15 protein-coding genes, 3 tRNA genes, 3 rRNA genes and 1 pseudogene are annotated in these 20730 nt (G+C 52.7%); 18 read left to right on the top strand and 4 right to left on the bottom strand.

The genetic code is table 11. The features are described from left to right. The first annotated feature begins 31 nt into the window (after nt 1–31). The 8 genes from IMCC12053_RS07040 to IMCC12053_RS07005 all read left to right on the top strand — a co-directional run bounded on the left by IMCC12053_RS07040 (nt 32) and on the right by IMCC12053_RS07005 (nt 8198). A complete protein-coding gene (locus tag IMCC12053_RS07040; protein ID WP_062217230.1) occupies nt 32–919 on the top strand; it encodes an ABC transporter permease in 888 nt (295 codons plus the stop codon). Beyond that, nucleotides 912–2000, top strand: coding sequence for a quaternary amine ABC transporter ATP-binding protein (locus IMCC12053_RS07035; RefSeq protein WP_082389055.1), 1089 nt, complete (start codon nt 912–914; stop codon nt 1998–2000). The genes IMCC12053_RS07040 and IMCC12053_RS07035 overlap by 8 nt, the downstream gene beginning before the upstream one ends. A gap of 819 nt (nt 2001–2819) precedes the next feature. Beyond that, nucleotides 2820–4287 (top strand): 16S ribosomal RNA (locus tag IMCC12053_RS07030). A gap of 156 nt (nt 4288–4443) precedes the next feature. Continuing rightward, a tRNA-Ala gene (locus tag IMCC12053_RS07025) sits at nt 4444–4519 on the top strand. 26 nt (nt 4520–4545) lie between these two features. Then, a tRNA-Ile gene (locus tag IMCC12053_RS07020) sits at nt 4546–4622 on the top strand. 406 nt (nt 4623–5028) lie between these two features. Next, nucleotides 5029–7865 (top strand): 23S ribosomal RNA (locus IMCC12053_RS07015). A 79-nt stretch (nt 7866–7944) separates the two neighbouring features. Next, a 5S ribosomal RNA gene (gene rrf / locus IMCC12053_RS07010) occupies nt 7945–8059 on the top strand. Together the 16S, 23S and 5S rRNA genes with 3 tRNA genes alongside form the textbook arrangement of a ribosomal RNA operon. A gap of 62 nt (nt 8060–8121) precedes the next feature. Further along, nucleotides 8122–8198 (top strand) — tRNA-Met (locus IMCC12053_RS07005). Between the two features lie 430 nt (nt 8199–8628). Here the strand turns inward: IMCC12053_RS07005 and IMCC12053_RS07000 are convergent. Together IMCC12053_RS07000 and IMCC12053_RS15785 are read right to left on the bottom strand one after the other, a co-directional pair. Next, nucleotides 8629–9649 (bottom strand): annotated as a pseudogene (locus IMCC12053_RS07000) (IS3 family transposase); the annotation flags it as partial. A gap of 39 nt (nt 9650–9688) precedes the next feature. Next, the gene (locus tag IMCC12053_RS15785) at nt 9689–9856 is read right to left on the bottom strand and encodes a hypothetical protein (protein ID WP_156320736.1); all 168 of its coding nucleotides are present in this window, start codon (nt 9854–9856) and stop codon (nt 9689–9691) included. 373 nt (nt 9857–10229) lie between these two features. Here IMCC12053_RS15785 and IMCC12053_RS06990 point away from each other — a divergent pair, with 373 nt between their 5' ends. Genes IMCC12053_RS06990 through IMCC12053_RS06965 form a run of 6 tightly spaced genes read left to right on the top strand, consistent with a single transcriptional unit; the run spans nt 10230 to nt 16198 of the window. After that, a complete protein-coding gene (locus IMCC12053_RS06990) occupies nt 10230–13112 on the top strand; it encodes a monovalent cation/H+ antiporter subunit A (protein WP_062217227.1) in 2883 nt (960 codons plus the stop codon). A 1-nt stretch (nt 13113) separates the two neighbouring features. Next, the gene (locus IMCC12053_RS06985; RefSeq protein ID WP_062217223.1) at nt 13114–13470 is read left to right on the top strand and encodes a Na+/H+ antiporter subunit C; all 357 of its coding nucleotides are present in this window, start codon (nt 13114–13116) and stop codon (nt 13468–13470) included. Continuing rightward, nucleotides 13467–15026, top strand: coding sequence for a monovalent cation/H+ antiporter subunit D (locus IMCC12053_RS06980; RefSeq protein WP_062217221.1), 1560 nt, complete (start codon nt 13467–13469; stop codon nt 15024–15026). Before IMCC12053_RS06985 ends, IMCC12053_RS06980 begins: the two co-directional genes overlap by 4 nt. A 1-nt stretch (nt 15027) precedes the next feature. Next, nucleotides 15028–15528 carry a Na+/H+ antiporter subunit E gene (locus tag IMCC12053_RS06975; protein ID WP_062217219.1) on the top strand — a complete coding sequence of 167 codons (501 nt, stop codon included), beginning with the start codon at nt 15028–15030 and terminating at the stop codon, nt 15526–15528. Continuing rightward, entirely contained in the window at nt 15525–15812 is a 288-nt protein-coding gene (locus IMCC12053_RS06970) for a K+/H+ antiporter subunit F (protein WP_062217216.1), read from the top strand. The genes IMCC12053_RS06975 and IMCC12053_RS06970 overlap by 4 nt, the downstream gene beginning before the upstream one ends. Then, nucleotides 15809–16198 carry a cation:proton antiporter gene (locus IMCC12053_RS06965; RefSeq protein ID WP_062217213.1) on the top strand — a complete coding sequence of 130 codons (390 nt, stop codon included), beginning with the start codon at nt 15809–15811 and terminating at the stop codon, nt 16196–16198. Before IMCC12053_RS06970 ends, IMCC12053_RS06965 begins: the two co-directional genes overlap by 4 nt. 460 nt (nt 16199–16658) lie before the next feature. Here IMCC12053_RS06965 and IMCC12053_RS06960 read toward each other — a convergent pair whose 3' ends face one another. Together IMCC12053_RS06960 and IMCC12053_RS06955 are read right to left on the bottom strand one after the other, a co-directional pair. After that, nucleotides 16659–17375, bottom strand: a complete 717-nt coding sequence (locus tag IMCC12053_RS06960) for a substrate binding domain-containing protein (RefSeq protein ID WP_062217211.1) — start codon at nt 17373–17375, stop codon at nt 16659–16661. A gap of 6 nt (nt 17376–17381) precedes the next feature. Next, a complete protein-coding gene (locus IMCC12053_RS06955; protein WP_062217207.1) occupies nt 17382–17564 on the bottom strand; it encodes a LysR family transcriptional regulator in 183 nt (60 codons plus the stop codon). A 112-nt stretch (nt 17565–17676) separates the two neighbouring features. Between IMCC12053_RS06955 and IMCC12053_RS06950 the strand changes: the two genes are divergently transcribed. The 4 genes from IMCC12053_RS06950 (at nt 17677) to IMCC12053_RS06935 (ending at nt 20542) form a co-directional block, all read left to right on the top strand. Beyond that, the gene (locus IMCC12053_RS06950) at nt 17677–18108 is read left to right on the top strand and encodes a DoxX family protein (protein ID WP_062217204.1); all 432 of its coding nucleotides are present in this window, start codon (nt 17677–17679) and stop codon (nt 18106–18108) included. 34 nt (nt 18109–18142) lie between these two features. Beyond that, a complete protein-coding gene (locus tag IMCC12053_RS06945) occupies nt 18143–18724 on the top strand; it encodes an NADPH-dependent FMN reductase (RefSeq protein ID WP_062217201.1) in 582 nt (193 codons plus the stop codon). 41 nt (nt 18725–18765) lie between these two features. After that, entirely contained in the window at nt 18766–19506 is a 741-nt protein-coding gene (locus tag IMCC12053_RS06940; RefSeq protein ID WP_062217199.1) for a pirin family protein, read from the top strand. A 70-nt stretch (nt 19507–19576) separates the two neighbouring features. Further along, complete coding sequence (locus IMCC12053_RS06935; protein WP_062217196.1) at nt 19577–20542, top strand: pirin family protein; 966 nt, start codon at nt 19577–19579, stop codon at nt 20540–20542. Nucleotides 20543–20730 lie beyond the last annotated feature (188 nt).

Here is a 20730-nt window from a genome sequence, read left to right as displayed (position 1 = left end):
CTTTTTTTAGAAAAAACGGGAATCAATACCTATGAATTGGCTAATTGAGTTTCCTTCGATGGGTCGCCGCGACCTGTCGCTGTTGAAACAAAGTATCGACGAGAGCTTCCGCACCTTTTCGCGAGCTTTTGGCGACGAACTTGAGGCGTTTTTTACGCCGCTTTTGAAATTCTTGATCTTCTTCGAGAAGTTGTTGACGGGTGCGCCATGGCCGCTCGTGATTGCTGTGATTGCTTTGCTGACTTGGCTCGGCGCGCGGTCATGGAAGATTACTCTGGGCACGATTATCGCGTTCTTGCTCATCGGACGTCTGGGCATGTGGGAAAACACGATGGCGACCCTCGCCATTATCTCAGTTGCGACATTTGTGTGTATCGCTGTGGGCATTCCTATCGGGATATTTATGGCGCGGTCAGATTGGGCGCAGCGGATTATCACACCTATCCTCGATGTGATGCAGACGATCCCGTCATTCGTTTACCTTATCCCCGTTGTTATGCTTTTGGGCATCGGGAAGGTTCCGGGTTTGATCGCTGTATGTATATACGCGATCCCGCCCATCGTGCGCCTGACGAACCTCGGTATCCGATTGGTTGATCGTGATGTGATGGAAGCCGCTGAAAGTTTTGGGGCCTCGAGCCGTGAAAAGCTATTTGGTGTCCAGATTCCGCTGGCTTTGCCAAACATCTTTGCTGGTGTGAACCAAACAATCATGATGGCGCTTTCTATGGTCGTGATCGCATCGATGATTGGTGTGAAAGGTTTAGGCACGCCTGTATTACAGGCCATCGCTAATCAGTACCTTGCATTGGGTATTATGAACGGGCTGGCGATTGTGGCTCTTGCGATCATCTTTGATCGCGTAAGCCAGACGTATGGCAAACGCCTTCAGGCGTATCGGGAGACTGGACATGACTGATCTCAATATGAAGCCTGCAAACGCGGATGACGACCAAGACGAGATTAAGGTGTCTATTCGCAACCTATATAAAGTGTTCGGAGATGATGCTCATGGTGCCATGACTCATGTGCACGCTGGAATGTCCAAGCCTGACTTGATGGATCAACATGGTCACGCGCTCGGGCTCAAAGACATTACTCTCGATATCCCTGCCCGAAAGGTTCAGGTCATCATGGGGTTGTCGGGGTCCGGCAAGTCGACATTGATCCGTCACCTCAATCGTCTGATCGAACCTACCGAGGGTGAGATCTGGGTTGATGGTGAGAATGTCATGGGGATGAGTGCCTCAGAGCTGCGTGATTTGCGCAGGTTCAAGATGTCGATGGTTTTTCAGAAGTTCGGTCTTTTCCCGCACCGCACGGTTTTGGAAAATGCAGAATATGGCCTTGAAATTCAAGGTGTCGACAAGGAAGAGCGAGACGAGCGGGCACGCAAATGGCTCGATCGGGTGGGGCTCAACGGATTTGAGGAGCAATACCCGTCTCAACTCTCTGGTGGTCAACAACAGCGTGTGGGCCTTGCGCGCGCGTTGGCAACGGATGCTGATATCCTTCTTATGGACGAAGCATTCTCTGCACTGGACCCTTTAATCCGAACGGATATGCAGTCCATTTTGTTGGAGCTACAAGAAGAGCTTCACAAGACGATCATCTTTATTACGCATGACCTCGATGAGGCGCTCAACATTGCAGATAGCATCGCCATTCTACGTGACGGCGAGATTATCCAGTCGGGCGATCCGCAAGATATCATTATGAAGCCGGCGGATGACTACATCACCGACTTCATTAAGGACATCAACCGCGCCAAGGTTGTGCGGCTGCGGTCTATTGTGCGCAAAGGGGCAACAGGCGAGGGGCAAACCCTTTCCGGTGGCATGTCAATTGAAGCGGCACTCCCCAAATTACACAAAGCACCTGGTGGAACCTGTCCAGTGGTCTCGGCAAAGGGCGTTCCTTTGGGGGCGGTCTCACTGGATGATGCGATCAACGCGCTCAAACCTTTGGAGAGCGACGGGGACGACGTGCGCTACGCCTGATTTAGTAGCGATATACAGTTTAAAGAGGGCGACTCGTAAATGAGTCGCCCTTTTTTGTGTCGAAACGACAAGTTTTGGCGGAAACTTCGGGCGATCGACGAAAATTGGGCGCGCTAGGTGCGACTCGCACCGTGATTCCGACTCGCGATTCTTGTCCGAGTCGGGTGTCTTCATGCCTCACATTTCGTATTCTTGCGTATGGAGTTGTTGATAAGCACAAAATGTTGCGTTGTGTGTTCTGGGGTGCGGCGTGTTTGACCTAGGGTCAGGTTGTTCGGGGTGTTTGTTTTGGGGCGGGGATTGGAATAAAGTTTGTTTATTATCAGGTGCTTGGTCGTATTTTTTACAAAAACGTGATTTTCGATGAAAAAGGGGTTGCGGGCTTTGGGTGTTAGCCTTAGAACCCCCCTTACCGGAAGCGAGACACTGCAGACGGGGCGGACAAGACGGGAAGCGGAGACGCGGAACTGAGGGTTCGGAAGAATAAAATTAGAGGTTGATGTTAGGCAGGCGCGCCGAAGAGATTTGGCGCATCGGTCTGGTTTTTGTCTCTTCGCTCTTTGAAATTGATAGATATTTGAAGAGATATGTGGGCGGTTTGGTCTTAACGACAAGAACGTCTGTATATCGCGCTCTTAGGAACTTAGGTTCTGATTATAGAGTGTCAGCTTCACTGTTTGGACGGCTTTTGTTTCTTTGAAACTAAAGCACAACAAACAGTTAACATCAATCTTTCCGGATTGATGTGCATATTGACCTTTTAGGTTGATGTGTGATGTGCAGAGGTTCGACGTCAAGGATAAGCAAGTAATTGCTTTTCAACTTGAGAGTTTGATCCTGGCTCAGAACGAACGCTGGCGGCACGCCTAACACATGCAAGTCGAGCGCTACCTTCGGGTGGAGCGGCGGACGGGTTAGTAACGCGTGGGAACGTACCCAGATCTGCGGAATAGCCTTTGGAAACGAAGAGTAATACCGCATACGCCCTTCGGGGGAAAGATTTATCGGATTTGGATCGGCCCGCGTAAGATTAGATAGTTGGTGGGGTAATGGCCTACCAAGTCTACGATCTTTAGCTGGTTTGAGAGGATGATCAGCAACACTGGGACTGAGACACGGCCCAGACTCCTACGGGAGGCAGCAGTGGGGAATCTTAGACAATGGGCGCAAGCCTGATCTAGCGATGCCGCGTGAGTGATGAAGGCCTTAGGGTCGTAAAGCTCTTTCGCCTGTGATGATAATGACAGTAGCAGGTAAAGAAACCCCGGCTAACTCCGTGCCAGCAGCCGCGGTAATACGGAGGGGGTTAGCGTTGTTCGGAATTACTGGGCGTAAAGCGCACGTAGGCGGATTAATAAGTCAGAGGTGAAATCCCAGGGCTCAACCCTGGAACTGCCTTTGATACTGTTAGTCTTGAGTTCGAGAGAGGTAAGTGGAATTCCGAGTGTAGAGGTGAAATTCGTAGATATTCGGAGGAACACCAGTGGCGAAGGCGACTTACTGGCTCGATACTGACGCTGAGGTGCGAAAGTGTGGGGAGCAAACAGGATTAGATACCCTGGTAGTCCACACCGTAAACGATGAATGCCAGACGTCGGGTAGCATGCTATTCGGTGTCACACCTAACGGATTAAGCATTCCGCCTGGGGAGTACGGTCGCAAGATTAAAACTCAAAGGAATTGACGGGGGCCCGCACAAGCGGTGGAGCATGTGGTTTAATTCGAAGCAACGCGCAGAACCTTACCAACCCTTGACATGGATATCGCGGATCGTAGAGATACTTTCCTTCAGTTCGGCTGGATATCACACAGGTGCTGCATGGCTGTCGTCAGCTCGTGTCGTGAGATGTTCGGTTAAGTCCGGCAACGAGCGCAACCCACATCCTTAGTTACCAGCGGTTCGGCCGGGGACTCTAGGGAAACTGCCCGTGATAAGCGGGAGGAAGGTGTGGATGACGTCAAGTCCTCATGGCCCTTACGGGTTGGGCTACACACGTGCTACAATGGCAGTGACAATGGGTTAATCCCAAAAAGCTGTCTCAGTTCGGATTGGGGTCTGCAACTCGACCCCATGAAGTCGGAATCGCTAGTAATCGCGTAACAGCATGACGCGGTGAATACGTTCCCGGGCCTTGTACACACCGCCCGTCACACCATGGGAGTTGGGTCTACCCGACGGCCGTGCGCTAACTCTTCGGAGAGGCAGCGGACCACGGTAGGCTCAGCGACTGGGGTGAAGTCGTAACAAGGTAGCCGTAGGGGAACCTGCGGCTGGATCACCTCCTTTCTAAGGATGTTTCTAGCAAGAAGAACTTGTTCTTCCTCGTGAAACACTTAGCAGCTACTTAGGTAGCATAAGATCAACGTAATAGTTGATCAAACTCGGGCCAGGCCGTCCTCATATCTCTTCAAACACCAGCACATGCCGCAAGGGATGTGCATCGGGGCCTTAGCTCAGCTGGGAGAGCACCTGCTTTGCAAGCAGGGGGTCATCGGTTCGATCCCGATAGGCTCCACCAGTTACGCAGACCCAACCGGGTCGCTAGGGTCGGTAGCTCAGCTGGTTAGAGCGCACGCCTGATAAGCGTGAGGTCGGAGGTTCAAGTCCTCCTCGACCCACCAAGACCGCGTAGATTGATCATATCAGCAAGCATTCTGTTTGAATGTTTGCTCATCTGATCGTTCAGATGAATTGACATCGTATAGAGAGAATAATGCAACATTGTTGATCACCATAAGTGTTTGGTTGATCTCAGTTGGTCCGCTACGGCGGAGGCATTTATGCAAACCAATCCTCGGTTTGTTAAGTGTATCCCTTCTGAAACATGGCAATGTTGCCCAAGTCAAGTAAACTAACCAAAGGTGATATTCCTCGCATAGGATATCACTGTAAGTTCCTACTCTACCCAGAGTAGGAGCGGGAAAGTATGCTTTTGATTTTAGAAAGTATAAGGTGTAGATCTTACCAGCTTCTACCCTTCGCAAAATGGCAAGATCTTCGGATCTTAGTTTTGCTCTTTCTGGATCAAATCAAGCGCGAGAAGGGCGTTTGGTGAATGCCTTGGCAGTAAGAGGCGATGAAGGACGTGATACTCTGCGATAAGTTGCGGTTAGCCGAGAATAGGCTTTGACCCGCAAATTTCCGAATGGGGCAACCCACCTGACAGTTTGTTATAATTACCCTTGGGTAATTTATAATGAGCTGAAACAGGTACTTTTAACCTGAATACATAGGGTTTTAAGAGCAAACCCGGGGAACTGAAACATCTAAGTACCCGGAGGAAAGGACATCAATAGATACTCCCCTAGTAGCGGCGAGCGAACGGGGACCAGCCGAGCATGAGAAGTGACTAGAACACGTTGGAAAGCGTGGCCATAGCGGGTGACAGCCCCGTATAGGAAGCTTCGATTGACGTATTAAGTAGGGCGGAACACGTGAAATTCTGTCTGAAGATCGGGGGACCACCCCCGAAGGCTAAGTACTCCTTACTGACCGATAGTGAACCAGTACCGTGAGGGAAAGGTGAAAAGCACCCCGACGAGGGGAGTGAAACAGTTTCTGAAACCGGACGCCTACAAGCAGTCGGAGGGACCTTGAGTCCTGACGGCGTACCTTTTGTATAATGGGTCATCGACTTGGTCTCACAAGCAAGCTTAAGCCGTTAGGTGTAGGCGCAGCGAAAGCGAGTCTTAATAGGGCGAATGAGTTTGTGGGATCAGACCCGAAACCGAGTGATCTAGGCATGATCAGGATGAAGGTAAGGTAACACTTACTGGAGGTCCGAACCCACACCTGTTGAAAAAGGTCGGGATGAATTGTGCCTAGGGGTGAAAGGCCAATCAAACTCGGAGATAGCTGGTTCTCTGCGAAATCTATTTAGGTAGAGCGTCGTCCGAATACCCCGGGGGGTAGAGCACTGGATGGGCAATGGGGGCATACAGCCTTACTGACCCTAACCAAACTCCGAATACCCGGGAGTACTAGACGGCAGACACACTGCGGGTGCTAACGCCCGTAGTGAAGAGGGAAACAACCCTAACCTACAGCTAAGGCCCCCAATTCATGGCTAAGTGGGAAAGCTGGTGGGACGACCAAAACAACCAGGAGGTTGGCTTAGAAGCAGCCATCCTTTAAAGATAGCGTAACAGCTCACTGGTCTAGATAAGTTGTCCTGCGGCGAAGATGTAACGGGGCTCAAGCCATGAGCCGAAGCTTAGGGTAGTACACTTTGTGTACTGCGGTAGCAGAGCGTAGTGTGACATAGTCTCATGTGTCCTTGCCTACTTCGGTAGGATTGGACACAAGAGGCTTTCTGTGAAGCCGGCGCGTGAGCGATCCGGTGGAGAGATCACTAGTGAGAATGATGACATGAGTAGCGACAAAGGGAGTGAGAGACTCCCTCGCCGAAAATCCAAGGGTTCCTGCTTAAAGCTAATCTGAGCAGGGTAAGCCGACCCCTAAGGCGAGGCCGAAAGGCGTAGTCGATGGGAACCAGGTTAATATTCCTGGGCCAGATGGAAGTGACGGATCTCGAGGGTAGTTCATCCTTATTGGATTGAATGGGCTGCTTAGAGGTCCCTGGAAATAGCTCCATCGCTAGATCGTACCCTAAACCGACACAGGTGGATAGGTAGAGAATACCAAGGCGCTTGAGAGAACTATGTTGAAGGAACTCGGCAAAATACCTCCGTAAGTTCGCGAGAAGGAGGCCCAGTTTCTACGCAAGTATTGGCTGGGGGCACAAACCAGGGGGTGGCGACTGTTTACTAAAAACACAGGGCTCTGCGAAGTCGTAAGACGACGTATAGGGTCTGACGCCTGCCCGGTGCCTGAAGGTTAAAAGGAGATGTGAGAGCGTCGAATTGAAGCCCAGGTAAACGGCGGCCGTAACTATAACGGTCCTAAGGTAGCGAAATTCCTTGTCGGGTAAGTTCCGACCTGCACGAATGGCGTAACGACTTCCCCGCTGTCTCCAACATAGACTCAGCGAAATTGAATTGCCTGTCAAGATGCAGGCTTCCCGCGGTTAGACGGAAAGACCCCGTGCACCTTTACTACAGCTTCACACTGGCATTAGGCCGAACATGTGCAGAATAGGTGGTAGTCTTTGAAGCAGGAACGCTAGTTCTTGTGGAGACAAAATATGAGATACCACCCTTGTTCTGCTTGATGTCTAACCGCGGTCCGTTATCCGGATCCGGGACCCTGTGTGGCGGGTAGTTTGACTGGGGCGGTCGCCTCCTAAAGAGTAACGGAGGCGCGCGAAGGTTGGCTCAGAGCGGTCGGAAATCGCTCGTTGAGTGCAATGGCAGAAGCCAGCCTGACTGCAAGACTGACAAGTCGAGCAGAGACGAAAGTCGGCCATAGTGATCCGGTGGTCCCGAGTGGAAGGGCCATCGCTCAACGGATAAAAGGTACGCCGGGGATAACAGGCTGATACTGCCCAAGAGTCCATATCGACGGCAGTGTTTGGCACCTCGATGTCGGCTCATCTCATCCTGGGGCTGGAGCAGGTCCCAAGGGTATGGCTGTTCGCCATTTAAAGAGGTACGTGAGCTGGGTTTAGAACGTCGTGAGACAGTTCGGTCCCTATCTGCCGTGGGTGTAGGATACTTGAGAGGAGTTGCCCCTAGTACGAGAGGACCGGGGTGAACGATCCACTGGTGTACCAGTTGTTCCGCCAGGAGCAGTGCTGGGTAGCTATGATCGGAAAGGATAACCGCTGAAGGCATCTAAGCGGGAAGCCCCCCTCAAAACAAGGTATCCCTGAGGGCCGTGGAAGACCACCACGTCGATAGGCTGGAGATGTAAGTGCAGCAATGCATTCAGTTGACCAGTACTAATTGCCCGATAGGCTTGATTTGATCCAGTAAAAGCAAAACTTACTAGATTAATCAAAAGCATACACACAACACAGTATACTTGACTTGGCTCTTTATTCGGTTTGGTGGTCACAGCGCTAGTGAAACACCCGATCCCATCCCGAACTCGGCCGTTAAGCACGGTTGCGCCGATGGTACTGCGTCTTAAGACGTGGGAGAGTAGGTCACCGCCAAACCTAATAAAGAGCCACATATTCTCTCAACGATGAAAATAACAACCTCCGGTTCAATACCCTGTCGCGGGATGGAGCAGCCCGGTAGCTCGTCAGGCTCATAACCTGAAGGTCGTAGGTTCAAATCCTACTCCCGCAACCATTGAATACGACAACCCGCTGGTAACACGGCGGGTTTTGTTGTTTCTGGGGGTGGTGAGATCCAAGATCGAGGCCAATTCTCCGTATAGCTCAATAATATGGCCATCTGATGCTTCCGCATCGGGATAAAGGCGCACCTCTGTCACGAGGCTTCGCAGAAGTTCGATGGCCTCTGCCTTCGTATCCTCATCGCCAAGGCTGCCAGCCAATGCCTTGATTTTGGCACCGTAAATCTCCGCAAGGGCGGGATGGAGAATAATGGGTTCTTCTGCGGCGGTTTCCGCTGGCTTAGCGTCCAGTTCTGCCTTGCGTGCCTCCAATGTGTCCATCTTTCCCTTCATTGATGCATGGAACATGCCATTGCTGATGGTGACCTGAGCCCCAAGTCTCCTCCAGCTTTGTGCGGAGTCCTTGGGGTTAAATCTTTGGCGTTAGGCCGCCATCTTGTCCATTGCCTTTCTTTGCAAAAATTCCATCGGGGTGAGGTTGCCCAATGCTGAATGTGGTCTGCGCCAGTTGTAATCCTCCTGCCATTCTTCAAGCGTTTTGCGGGCATCGCGCAATGTGCCAAATAACGTTTCATTCAAACATTCATCTCGCAGCTTGCCATTGAAGCTTTCGATAAAGCCGTTCTGTTGGGGTTTTCCGGGCGCGATATAGTGCCAATCAACACCAGTTTCCTGAACCCACTTGAGGATCGCCATGCTGGTGAACTCAGTTCCGTTGTCCGACACAATCGTCTTTGGCATGCCGCGTTCAGCGATCACCTTGTCCAGTTCACGTGCAACACGGTGACCAGACAGTGATGTGTCGGCCACCAGAACCAAGTTCTCGCGACTGAAGTCATCAACGACTGCCAAAATGCGGAACCTGCGACCGTCTGTCAGGGCGTCAGACACAAAATCCAAGCTCCAGCGTTGGTTTGGGCCATCCGGAAGCACCATCGGCTTCCTTGTGCCCAAAGCGCGCTTCCTGCCACCTCTGCGGCGCACCTGCAGCTTCTCTTCACGGTAGATGCGCCTCACTTTCTTGTGGTTCACCTCAAAGCCCTCCCGCGCAATCATCACGTGAATACGGCGGCAACCAAACCGACGCCGCTCCCTCGAAACTCGTTTGATGGCATCCCGCAGTTTAGCATCATCGCCACGACGCGACAGATACCGTACCGTTGACCGATCAATTTGCAGCACATCACACGCCCGCCGCTGGCTCACACCGTGCGCTTCGCACAGGTGAACCACCGCTTGCCGCTTCCCAGCAGGCGTCACCATTTTTTGAATTGATGTCTCGCAACATCGCGTTGTCGAGCATCTGTTCAGCCAAAAGCTTCTTCAGCTTGCCGTTCTCGTCTTCAAGCGCACGCAATCGCTTCGCATCCGACGGCTCCATGCCACCATACTTCGATTTGTATTTATAGAACGTCGCTGAGCTGATCCCGTGCCGCCGACATACTGAATCGCCCCGGTTTTACCGGAGACCTTGAGCTTCATTTCATGCGGGCATATTGAGCACGTCGCGCTGTGCTTCGAGGTTCTGTTCAGCCTGTGCTGACGGGATGCCCCCAATGGGGCCGAACAGTCGGTGGTTGTCGAACCAATCAACCTGGCCATTCAAGGTCTGGAAACTACAGCCGATGTTCGCCTCTCGGGCCATTGCCATGCAATGCCCTGTTGTGCAGCGGGTACAGTGGCCGCTATCGCGTCGGCCTGCGTTTCATATAGCCTTGATACTCGAACACCGTTCGGACCGCCCGTGCGCGGACCCCTGATAAGTGGCGATTTTCCATTGTGCTTTTACCGACGACCATCAACCTTAGTAAGGATGATTGTCGTCGGTAAAAGCTGGGGCTATTCATAGTGGGTATTGGTCTGATGCATTTTTACCGCTTGATTGGGCGCGGCTAATACCAGTTTTCGTGTTTCACTAGTGCTTTTAACAAGATTTAGGTGAATAGATGCGGTGTGGCCCTTGCAATTGTGACCAATTATCGCACATTTAACTAAATAACATTGCAATTGAGTCAGGAATTCACGTGTCCCTCTTCTTTATCGTTGCTTTACCGTTGTTCGGCGCGTTGCTGCCAGGTTTGATGAATGCCGCGGGTCGGTCGGCAACAGCCGGCGTCACCTTCACCGTCACGTTGGCAGCCTTTGTCGGCCTGTTGACCAACCTGCCTGCGATCCTTGCGGGTAATGTCGTGATGGTCCGCGTCGACTGGGTACCCCTGCTTGGGTTGAACTTTTCGCTGATGCTGGACGGCTTAGGGTTTTTCTTTGCCTTCTTGATCCTTGGAATTGGGCTGTTAATCATTGCTTTTGCGAGGCACTACCTCAGCCGCGATGACAACATGGGGCAGTTTTTTACCTACCTGCTGCTCTTTCAGGGCGCCATGGTTGGTATTGTTTTGAGCGACAATATTCTGCTTTTGTTAGTGTTTTGGGAGCTGACATCGCTATCATCATTCTTGCTGATCGGATATTGGAAGCATTTGCCCGAGGGGCGCCAAGGCGCACGAATGGCGTTGACCGTTACAGGCATGGGCGGGCTTGCAATGATTGGTGGCATGCTGATCCTTGGTCAGATCGCGGGTAGCTATGATCTTAGTGTGATCTTGCAACATCGTGATCTGATCCAAGCTGACCCGCTCTACGTTCCTGCGTTGATTCTGATCCTGCTGGGAGCTTTTACCAAGTCTGCACAATTCCCGTTTCATTTCTGGTTGCCACATGCGATGGCCGCGCCCACCCCAGTATCTGCATACCTGCATTCTGCCACGATGGTGAAGGCGGGTATCTTTTTGCTCGCGCGCATGTGGCCCGTTCTGTCGGGCACGACAGAGTGGTTCATGATTGTGACCTCGGTGGGCTTGATCACCATGGTTTTGGGGGCGGTCATCGCTCTGTTCAAGCATGACTTAAAGGCGTTGTTGGCGTTTTCAACCGTCAGCCATTTAGGCTTGATCACCATGCTGCTCGGCACGGGTACAGCGTTTGGCGCGATGGCTGCGGTGTTTCATATTCTCAACCACGCGACATTTAAGGCGGCGCTTTTTATGTCTGCCGGGATCATCGATCACGAAGCGCACACGCGCGATATCAGACGGCTGGGCGGTTTGAGAAAACTGATGCCCGTGACCTTTGGTGTCGCCAGCTTGGCGGCTTTGTCGATGGCGGGGATACCTTTGCTCAACGGGTTCTTGTCAAAGGAAATGATGCTGGAAGAAGCATATCATACGGTGCTGTTCAGCTCTCCATGGCTGGTACCTACTTTGGCAGTTGTCGGGGCCTTGTTTTCAGCCGCCTATAGCTTCCGCCTTATCGGGCATGTGTTTTTAGGGCCCGTGCGCGATGACTATCCCGCCAAGCCACATGATCCAGGGGCGGGATTGTGGTTGCCGCCTTCGATCCTTGTTGTGCTGGTTGTGCTCATCGGCGTTGCACCGTTCATTGTTGAGCCGCTGGTGAAGCTGGTTACGGCCTCTGTCTTGGGCGACACGGCCGAGGTGCCCAAGGCGTATTTCAAAATTTGGCATGGGCTGGTGCCTGCGCTTTACATGTCGATCACGGCGGTTATCGGTGGTTTACTTTTGTTGTTTGTTTTCAATCCAGCATTGCGTCTGTGGGACAGCGCACCGCGCCCTGAAGCCAAAGTGATCTTCGAGGGCCTCATCAACTTTGTCGTCCGATTAGCCCGCACCATTACCCTGCCGCTGCACAACGGTTCATTTTCGCGCTATGCAGCGATCGCAATCGTCGCAATGGTCGCGGCGGGCTATTATGCGTGGACCACAGGAACAGTCGGCGCAGCAACGTACCGCATGCAAGCTGCCGGTGCCGTGCCGATCGCGGGCTGGCTGATGTTGGTGGCGGCAACTGCGGGCATGGTCATGATGCATCGTAACCGCCTGTTGTCGCTGATCCTGATTGGTATTGTCGGACTTATGGTGTCGACTGGGTTTGTATTCCTGAGCGCCCCCGATTTGGCGATGACACAGTTCACTGTCGAAGTCGTCACGATCATTTTGCTGCTACTCGCACTGAATTTCCTTCCAAACAAAACGCCGGTGGAAAGTTCTGTTTTGAGACGGGTGCGCGATACGGGTGTGGCCGTGGTTGGTGGTCTGGCAACCTTTGGGTTGTCCTATCATTACATGTTGCGCGACCCGATCAGCACGCCTATTTCGGAATTTCATCTGGCCAACTCCTATAAGGGCGGCGGCGGCACAAACGTGGTGAACGTGATCCTTGTCGATTTCCGCGGGTTTGACACCTACGGCGAAATCATTGTGTTGGGCATTGCGGCGCTGCTCATCTACGCATTGACCGAGACGTTGCTAAATGGCCCTGTGCGGGCGCGCCTATTGAATCGCAAGCCAGATCAGGCGCGTTCGGGCATGAGGCATCCGATGATGATGGTCGTGCTCACGCGCGTTCTTTTTCCGATTATTGTAATGGTAGGGTTCTACATCTTTCTGCGTGGCCACAATGAGCCGGGCGGTGGATTTATTGCGGGCCTGATCGTGTCGATTGGCGTGGTTATGCAATACATGGCCAGCGGTTTTGGCTGGGCATCGGCGCGGTTGCGATATCCGTATCACGGGGTGATCGGGGCCGGCGTCTTGATCGCGGGCCTGACGGGCATCGGGTCTTGGTTCGTCGGAAAGCCATTTTTGACATCGGCCTTTACCTATGTGCGTATTCCGCCATTTGAAAAGTTCGAGTTGGCCACAGCGGCCCTCTTCGACTTGGGGGTCTTTCTGGCCGTTGTGGGGGCTGTCATGCTGTCGCTTGAAAGTTTCTCAAGGCTTGCAGGGCTCGCAAACGGGCCAAGCGATGACAATAACCCGATGGACGTTGACCCGTCACGCGATGATCATCCTACTGATCTCACTGCATCTAAAGAGAAGGCCGTTTAACATGGAACTGCTTGTTGCATCCGCCATCGGAATTTTGACCGCAGGGGGGCTGTATCTTACGCTGCGCCTGCGGACATTTCCGGTGATCTTAGGCATTTCGTTACTGACTTATGCGGTGAATGTCTTTTTGTTTGCCACGGGGCGCTTGACCGTGGGCGCACCGCCCATTTTGCGTGAGGGAGTCGAAACGTATACCGATCCGCTTCCGCAGGCGCTGGTTTTGACGGCGATCGTAATTTCGTTCGGGATGACCGCTGTTGTGGTGATGATCAGCCTTGGCGCATTTCTCGGGTCTGACGATGACCATGTGGATGATCAACCTGATCGTGATGAACTTCGTCCGGAGGGCACGTCATGATCCATTGGGTCGTAGCTCCCGTTATTCTGCCTGCGTTGGTCGCACCGTTTATTGTGCTCGCGGCGCGCTATCATATTGGCATCCAGCGCGTCTTGTCGTTATCCGGCATTGCGGCACTGGTTTTGGTGTCGATCGCGCTGGCCTTACAGGCTTCAGATGGCACAATCACGCTCTATCAGATGAGCGACTGGGCGGCCCCCTTTGGCATCGTGTTGGTTGCTGATCGTCTTTCAACGATGATGGTTCTGCTGACTTCGGTGCTTGCTCTTTTTGTGCTGCTCTATGCCATGGGCTCGGGATGGGACAACAGGGGACGACATTTTCACGCGCTGTTTCAGTTTCAGGTGATGGGGATCATGGGCGCGTTCCTGACGGGCGATTTGTTCAACTTGTTCGTGTTCTTTGAAGTGCTGCTCATCGCGTCTTACGGGTTGATGATCCATGCAGGCGGAAATGCGCGGCTTAGGGCCGGTGTGCAATACGTGCTGTTCAATCTGATAGGATCAACCCTATTTCTCTTTGCGCTCGGGTCGATCTATGCGGAAACGGGAACACTGAATATGGCCGATCTGGCCAATCGTGTGACCCTGATCAGCCCGGACGAAACCGTCGGTATCCGAGTAGCTGCCGTGCTATTGTTGCTGGTCTTTGCAATCAAAGCGGCGGTGGTCCCACTTCATTTCTGGCTGCCGTCGAGCTATGCCGAAGCTCCTGCACCGGTGGCCGCCCTATTTGCGATCATGACCAAGGTGGGCGCCTACGCGATCATCCGCGTTTACACGATGGTCTTTCCGCCGAACCTCGACGTGACCTCAGGATTGCATGATGTCTGGTTGCTGCCCGCAGCCTTAGTGTCTCTGGCCATCGGGATGATTGGCGTTTTGGCTGCTAAAAAGCTTGATCGTTTGGTTGCGTTTTCGGTCATTGGTTCCATGGGAATGGTGATAGTGTCGATCGCGCTCTTTACGCCAGCGGGCATTGCGGCCGCGCTATATTATATTGTCCATTCAACGCTGGCGGCAGCCGCATTGTTTTTGATTGCCGATCTGGTGCGCAGTGGGCGGGCGGATTTGAACCTGACTCCACAACCCGTCATTGTTGGAAACTCCCTCACAGCCGCTTTGTTTTTTGTGGGTGCCATCGCAATGGCGGGCCTGCCGCCGCTGTCGGGCTTTTTGGGTAAGCTTCTGATTCTGGATGCAAGCTATGACAGTAATTTGATGGCTTGGATTTGGGCGATTGTTTTAGGCTCGAGCCTGATCAGCATCGTCGGGTTTGCTCGTGCAGGCAGCATTCTGTTTTGGAAGGCTCATAGCGTCGAGCGTAGCGATGACGCGCAAGCGCCACAGGGCGAAGCGTCACTGCAACGCCCAGCGGCTCTGTCTTATGTCGCAGTCGGCGGGCTAATTTCGCTTCTGGCGGCGCATACTGTTTTTGCTGGTCAGGTTCACGGCTACACCACCACTATGGCGGCTCAACTATTCGCACCGCAGCCCTATATTTCAACTGTGGTCGACACACCCGGCAAGCTGAGTAAACCAAAGGGGGATCACTGAAATGGCACGCGCATATAACTGGCTCTTGCCACATCCGGTGCTGACGCTTTTGCTAGCGATTATCTGGACCATGTTGCAGAACGACGTTTCGGCCGGGATGGTTGTTTTCGGCATTATACTGGGCATAATTATTCCGCGTATGACGTCGATCTGGTGGCCAGATAGGCCCAAAGGATTCCACCTTGGCAAGATGGTGACCTATAGCATCATGGTGATGTGGGATATTCTGGTTGCTAATGTTCAAGTTGCCTGGATTGTTCTGAGCGTTCCGAATGCCAAACTAAAGCCTGCTTGGATCGTGATTCCACTTGAGCTGCGCGAGCCCGAGGCGATCACTTTGCTGGCTGGAACCATCACACTGACCCCTGGCACCGTGTCGGCCGATCTGTCGTCCGAAGGGTGCAGCTTGCTTGTGCATGTGTTGCACACGACCGACCCAGACGCGGAGGTAGACGTAATCATGAACCGCTATCAACGCCGCCTCAAGGAGATATTCGCATGACAGCTGCTACAGAGTTTTTGAATATCGCGTTGATTATCGCGTTTGGGACATTGGCCCTCGGGCAAATATTGTCGATGGTGCGGCTCGTGCTTGGCCCGACACCAGGCGACCGCATTCTTGCGCTGGATACAATGGTGATCAATGCGCTGGGTCTGGTGGTTCTGCTAGGCATCTATCAGGGCATACAGATCTATTTCGAGGTATCGCTGCTGATTGCGATGTTGGGTTTCGTCTCAACCGTAGCATTGGCGCGCTTTGTTCTGCGGGGAGACATCATCGAATGACTATAGAGATTATTGGAACTTACGCGGTTGCGATTTGTTTACTGATTGGCTCAGGGTTTGTAGCGGTCGGAGTTATCGGGCTTTTGAAATTCAACGATTCAATGACCCGTCTGCATGCGCCGACAAAAGTCGGCACTGTGGGAATTGGTGCTTTGCTATTGGCTTCGATGGCCCATTCGTTTGTGTTGGGAGACAGTTCGATTCACGAGATGCTCATCATGGTGTTTTTGTTCGTCACGGCTCCGATTTCGGCGAACTTCATTGCAAAAGTGAATATTCATCTGCGGTCTTGTAGTGCGCCACCGGCACCGTCCAATGATATTGCATGGTCGACACTGAACGTCTCTGAGGAAGATCGCGAGATTGCGAAATTGGATCCAAGCTAAGTACTAATCCATCAATGTTGTGGAGTAATTTGGATGCGGCTGAGTTTTCTACGCTCTCATGCCATAGTCGTTGGGTCATCACTGACACGCGCAAAATAGCGAATGCAGTCGTTTGCGCAGGCATTCAGCATGATGAGCGAGTGAGCCTCCGAAATTCAGATACCGGCATCAGCTGTGAGTTATAGTTTTTTGATCTTCAACACGAAGGGCATCTGGAATGTCGAAACGGACGCAACGCCACCCAGAATTTAACGGCAAGGCCCCCTAGCGTTGGTTGGAAAGCTCATACCTTGATCAGGCCAGCGAAGTGCATGATGGTTGAGCCGAATATTCAGAGTTTGTCCGTCGGCGCGCTCTGCGCTCTGCTGTAGATCCCCATTACAACATTGCTCGAAAAGGACCGGAACTAGAGCGGGGCAAGACCGTCTTGCGGCCAGAGAGGTCTTTGTTTTGGTCTTGTTCAAGTCAGCCAAGGAAGCTGTTTTGTCGTTGCAACCAGATGATCGACAAGCAGACGCAATCTCGTCGATTGGAACCTGTTTGGCGGAAATACGGCGTAGATCTCTCGTTTCGGCGACGTTGTGAAGTCTGGCAACATATGCTGAAGGCGGTGGCTTTCCAGATGCTCGGCGACATAGAAGATCGGCAGCAGAACGATCCCGACGTGTCGCAACGCGGCCCGGCACAGAATGTCACCAGAGTCCGATTTAAAACTGCCCTGCAACGCAACCTGACCCGTCTCGCCCGCGTTATTGGTATATCGCCATTCATGCGGCCCGCGGTTTCCCGTGAACGCGAGGGCATTGTGTTTTGTCAGGTCGGCTGGGGTTTGTGGCGTTCCGTGAACCCGAAGATATTCGGGACTGGCGCACAGTACGAGCGGGCAGTCTGCCATGCGTCGGGCGATTAATGACGTATCCGCTAAATATCCGATGCGCACGACTAAATCGAACCGTTCGGCGGCGACATCTACCAGACGATCATCAAGGCTTACGTCAAGTTCAACCTCTGGATATTGAGCTGCAAAACGCGCAATAGCATCACCGAAATATTTGATACGAAGGCTTTGCGGTAAGCTAACTTTGAGCGGCCCACGGGGGCGCGATTTTAGCTCGTTGATCTCATCTTCTGCTTCCTTGAGGTCTTCCAGAGCCAGTTCTGCGCGCTCGAAATACATCGCCCCTTATTCGGTTGGGGACACATTTCGGGTGGTGCGGTTCAACAATTTGACCTGCAAATCCTGTTCAAGGTTTTGGATTTGTTTAGACACCGCAGAGCTGGTGATACCCAAAGCCTGCGCAGCGCCTGCAAAACTAGCGGCCTTCACGACGGCGATAAATACACCAATACGAGAGATATGATCCATGCTTATTATCAACCAAATGGAATGAGTAAACTTCTGTTTGCCAGTATTATCAAATCAATAACCATATTCAATATCAGTTCCAGAACAACTCACACACTTCTGGAGAGAAACCATGGCACAGCAAAACGAACTGAACTACGGCGCATTCATCATTCGCGTTTCCCTTGGCGTTGTCCTTCTGGCCCACGGGCTTTTGAAGGTCTACGTATTCACAATCCCCGGCACGGTTGGCTATTTTGACAGCCTTGGACTGCCTCCGATCGCGGCCTATCTGACAATCTTTGCGGAACTTGTGGGCGGTACGGCACTGATCTTGGGTCTCTATTCACGCCTTGTCGCCGCGCTGTCCTTGCCGCTTTTGATCGGCTCCGTCTGGGCTCATGCGGCAAACGGTTGGTTGTTCAGCGCGCCAAATGGCGGCTGGGAATTCCCGTTGGTGCTTGTGGTACTGGCCGTCGCGGTCACCGTTCAAGGTGGCGGAGCATTTGCCCTGCGCAAGCTGCCGGTGGTTGATGGGTTCTTGCCAACCGTGTTGAAGGCCTAAGTTGAAAACGAATACCACACAGAAAGCCAGAACCATGACAAAGCTCCTAATGTTCGCGGGCAGTGCTCGCAAAGCGTCCACCAACAAACAGCTCGCAGCCTTGGCTGCGCGCACCGCACAAGAAGCTGGCGCAGAGGTCACTTTGATCGACCCCGCTGATTTCGACATGCCGATTTACAATGGCGATATCGAAGCGGACACAGGCCTGCCTGAGAATGCAAAACGCTTGAAGCAGTTGTTTGTTGAACACGACGGGTTCTTCATCGCGTCGCCTGAATACAACGGCTCAATCTCTGCCTTGTTGAAAAACACGCTGGATTGGATCTCGCGTCCGCATACTGAAAACGAACTCAGTCTCTGGGCCTTTCAGGGTAAGGTTGCTGCCATCGGCTCGGTCTCCCCCGGTGCTTTAGGTGGACTGCTCGGCCTTGTTCCATTGCGCATGATGCTTGGCAATATTGGTGTGACGGTTGTCCCTGCGCAAGTTGCCGTATCAAACGGATTTAACGCCTTTGACGAGAACGGCGCGCTTGGCGCTGACATACCTGCGGGAATGCTGAAAACAACAATAGCGCAGTTGGTTAAAACCACTGCCGCGCTCAAACATAACACCTAACGCGCAGGTTTTTTCATCGCGCGTTGATAAGGAATGATCACATGACACTTCATCAAGATATCACGACATCAGACACCCTTCGTCTCACCAAACGTCCCGCAGGTGAGCGCGGCAAGGCTGACTTTGGCTGGCTCAAATCCGCCCATAGCTTTAGCTTTGGTCAGTACTACGACCCCAAGCACCTTGGCTTTGGCAACCTGATCGTCATCAATGATGACCTTGTTGATGGCGGTAAAGGCTTCGGCGCACACCCCCATAAAAACGCCGAGATTTTCTCGTATGTTTTGGGCGGCGCGCTTGAGCATAAAGACAGCATGGGCAACGGATCGGTTGTTGGTGAAGGTGGCGTGCAATACATGAGTGCAGGATCAGGTGTGACACACTCAGAATTCAACCCGTCCCAGACGGCCGCGATGCGCTTCTTGCAGGTCTGGCTGTTGCCCGAGGTGGAGAACACACCGCCGGCTTATGATACGATTGATCTGACACCTGCTGACAAAGACGGCAAACTGAAGCTGTTCCTGTCAAAAGATGGACGTGCCGGGTCGATGACAACGCAAGCCGATGCAAGCGTCTTTGCTGCTACCTTAAACGGGGACCAAATGATTACGCAGGGGCTCTGTGCGGGGCGCAAGGCGTGGGTTCAAATTGCGGGCGGTTCCGTCCGTGTGAATGATGTCATTTTGAACAAAGGCGATGGTCTCGCGATTGACGGATCAGGCGCATTGACCTTCGATCAAGGCCAAGATGCTGAGTTTTTGTTCTTCGACCTCGCACCATAACCCCCAAAACGTCGGCAGTGTCGTGACTGCCCGCGTTTTAACATTGAAGCCACCAAAATGGAGAACTGACATGAGTTGGAATCCGATCCAAAACCCTGAATGCCCTTCATCTGAAACCAATAGTATTGAAACGCTGATTATTCCTCGCGCACGTGACATTGGCGGCTTCGACGTACGCCGTGCATTGCCTGCACCACAGCGGCAAATGGTGGGTCCGTTTATCTTCCTTGATCAGATGGGACCGGCTGAGTTCATCGACGAGGGCGGCATTGACGTGCGCCCGCACCCGCATATCGGATTGGGCACCGTCACTTACCTTTATGAAGGCGAGTTTGAACACCGTGACAGCCTTGGCACGCACCAGATGATTTATCCTGGCGAGGTAAACTGGATGACGGCGGGCAAAGGCGTCACCCACTCAGAGCGGACCAGCGACGAGACGCGTGCTAAGCGGAACAAGCTGTTCGGCATTCAGACGTGGCTTGCATTACCCTCGGACAAAGAAGAAATGGAGCCGGATTTCGAGCACCACAAAGAAGGCGCCATGCCGCTGATCACCGACACCGGCACCCGCGCGCACCTCATCCTCGGCAGTGCCTACGGCGAAACCAGCCCTGTTACGATGCAATCTGAAACCTTCTATCTGGACGTTGTGCTTGAGGCGGGAACATCCTTTCCACTGCCCGATGACCAAGAGGATCGCGGTGTTTATGTCAGTGAAGGCAGCGTAGAAATTGCGGGTGATGTGTTCGAGAAAGGCCGCATGATGGTGTTCCGCCCAGGCGATAAGATGACGCTAAAAGCTGGCCCACAGGGCGCACGATTCATGGCCCTTGGCGGTGCAACGCTAAACGAAAAGCGCTATCTATGGTGGAACTTCGTCTCGTCCTCGAAAGACAGGATTGAGCAGGCAAAGGAAGACTGGAAGGCAGGCGATTGGGAAAAAGGCCCGTTCAAATTGCCGCTCGGTGATGATGCTGAATTCATCCCGATCACGCCAGAATTGGACAGGACAAAGCCGAAAGACTGGCCCTGAAGCGGATAGTTCGTGACTGATGTATGCTCTACTGGCTCAAGTTGGTGGAGCATGCGGGAAAGCACTATTTGTCGCTGAAGCGAGCCAGAGAACGCGGGACTACACCGAAATGTTGAGGCTGGTAACCTACTTTCGGATACAGCAACAAGGTCGAAGCGTGGTTGGGTTTATAGGGCATTTAGGATACT

Source organism: Celeribacter marinus (genome assembly GCF_001308265.1).
GTDB lineage: Bacteria > Pseudomonadota > Alphaproteobacteria > Rhodobacterales > Rhodobacteraceae > Celeribacter > Celeribacter marinus.
The sequence above is the reverse complement of the archived record's forward strand: the minus strand, read 5'-3'. Positions and strand labels throughout refer to the sequence as shown.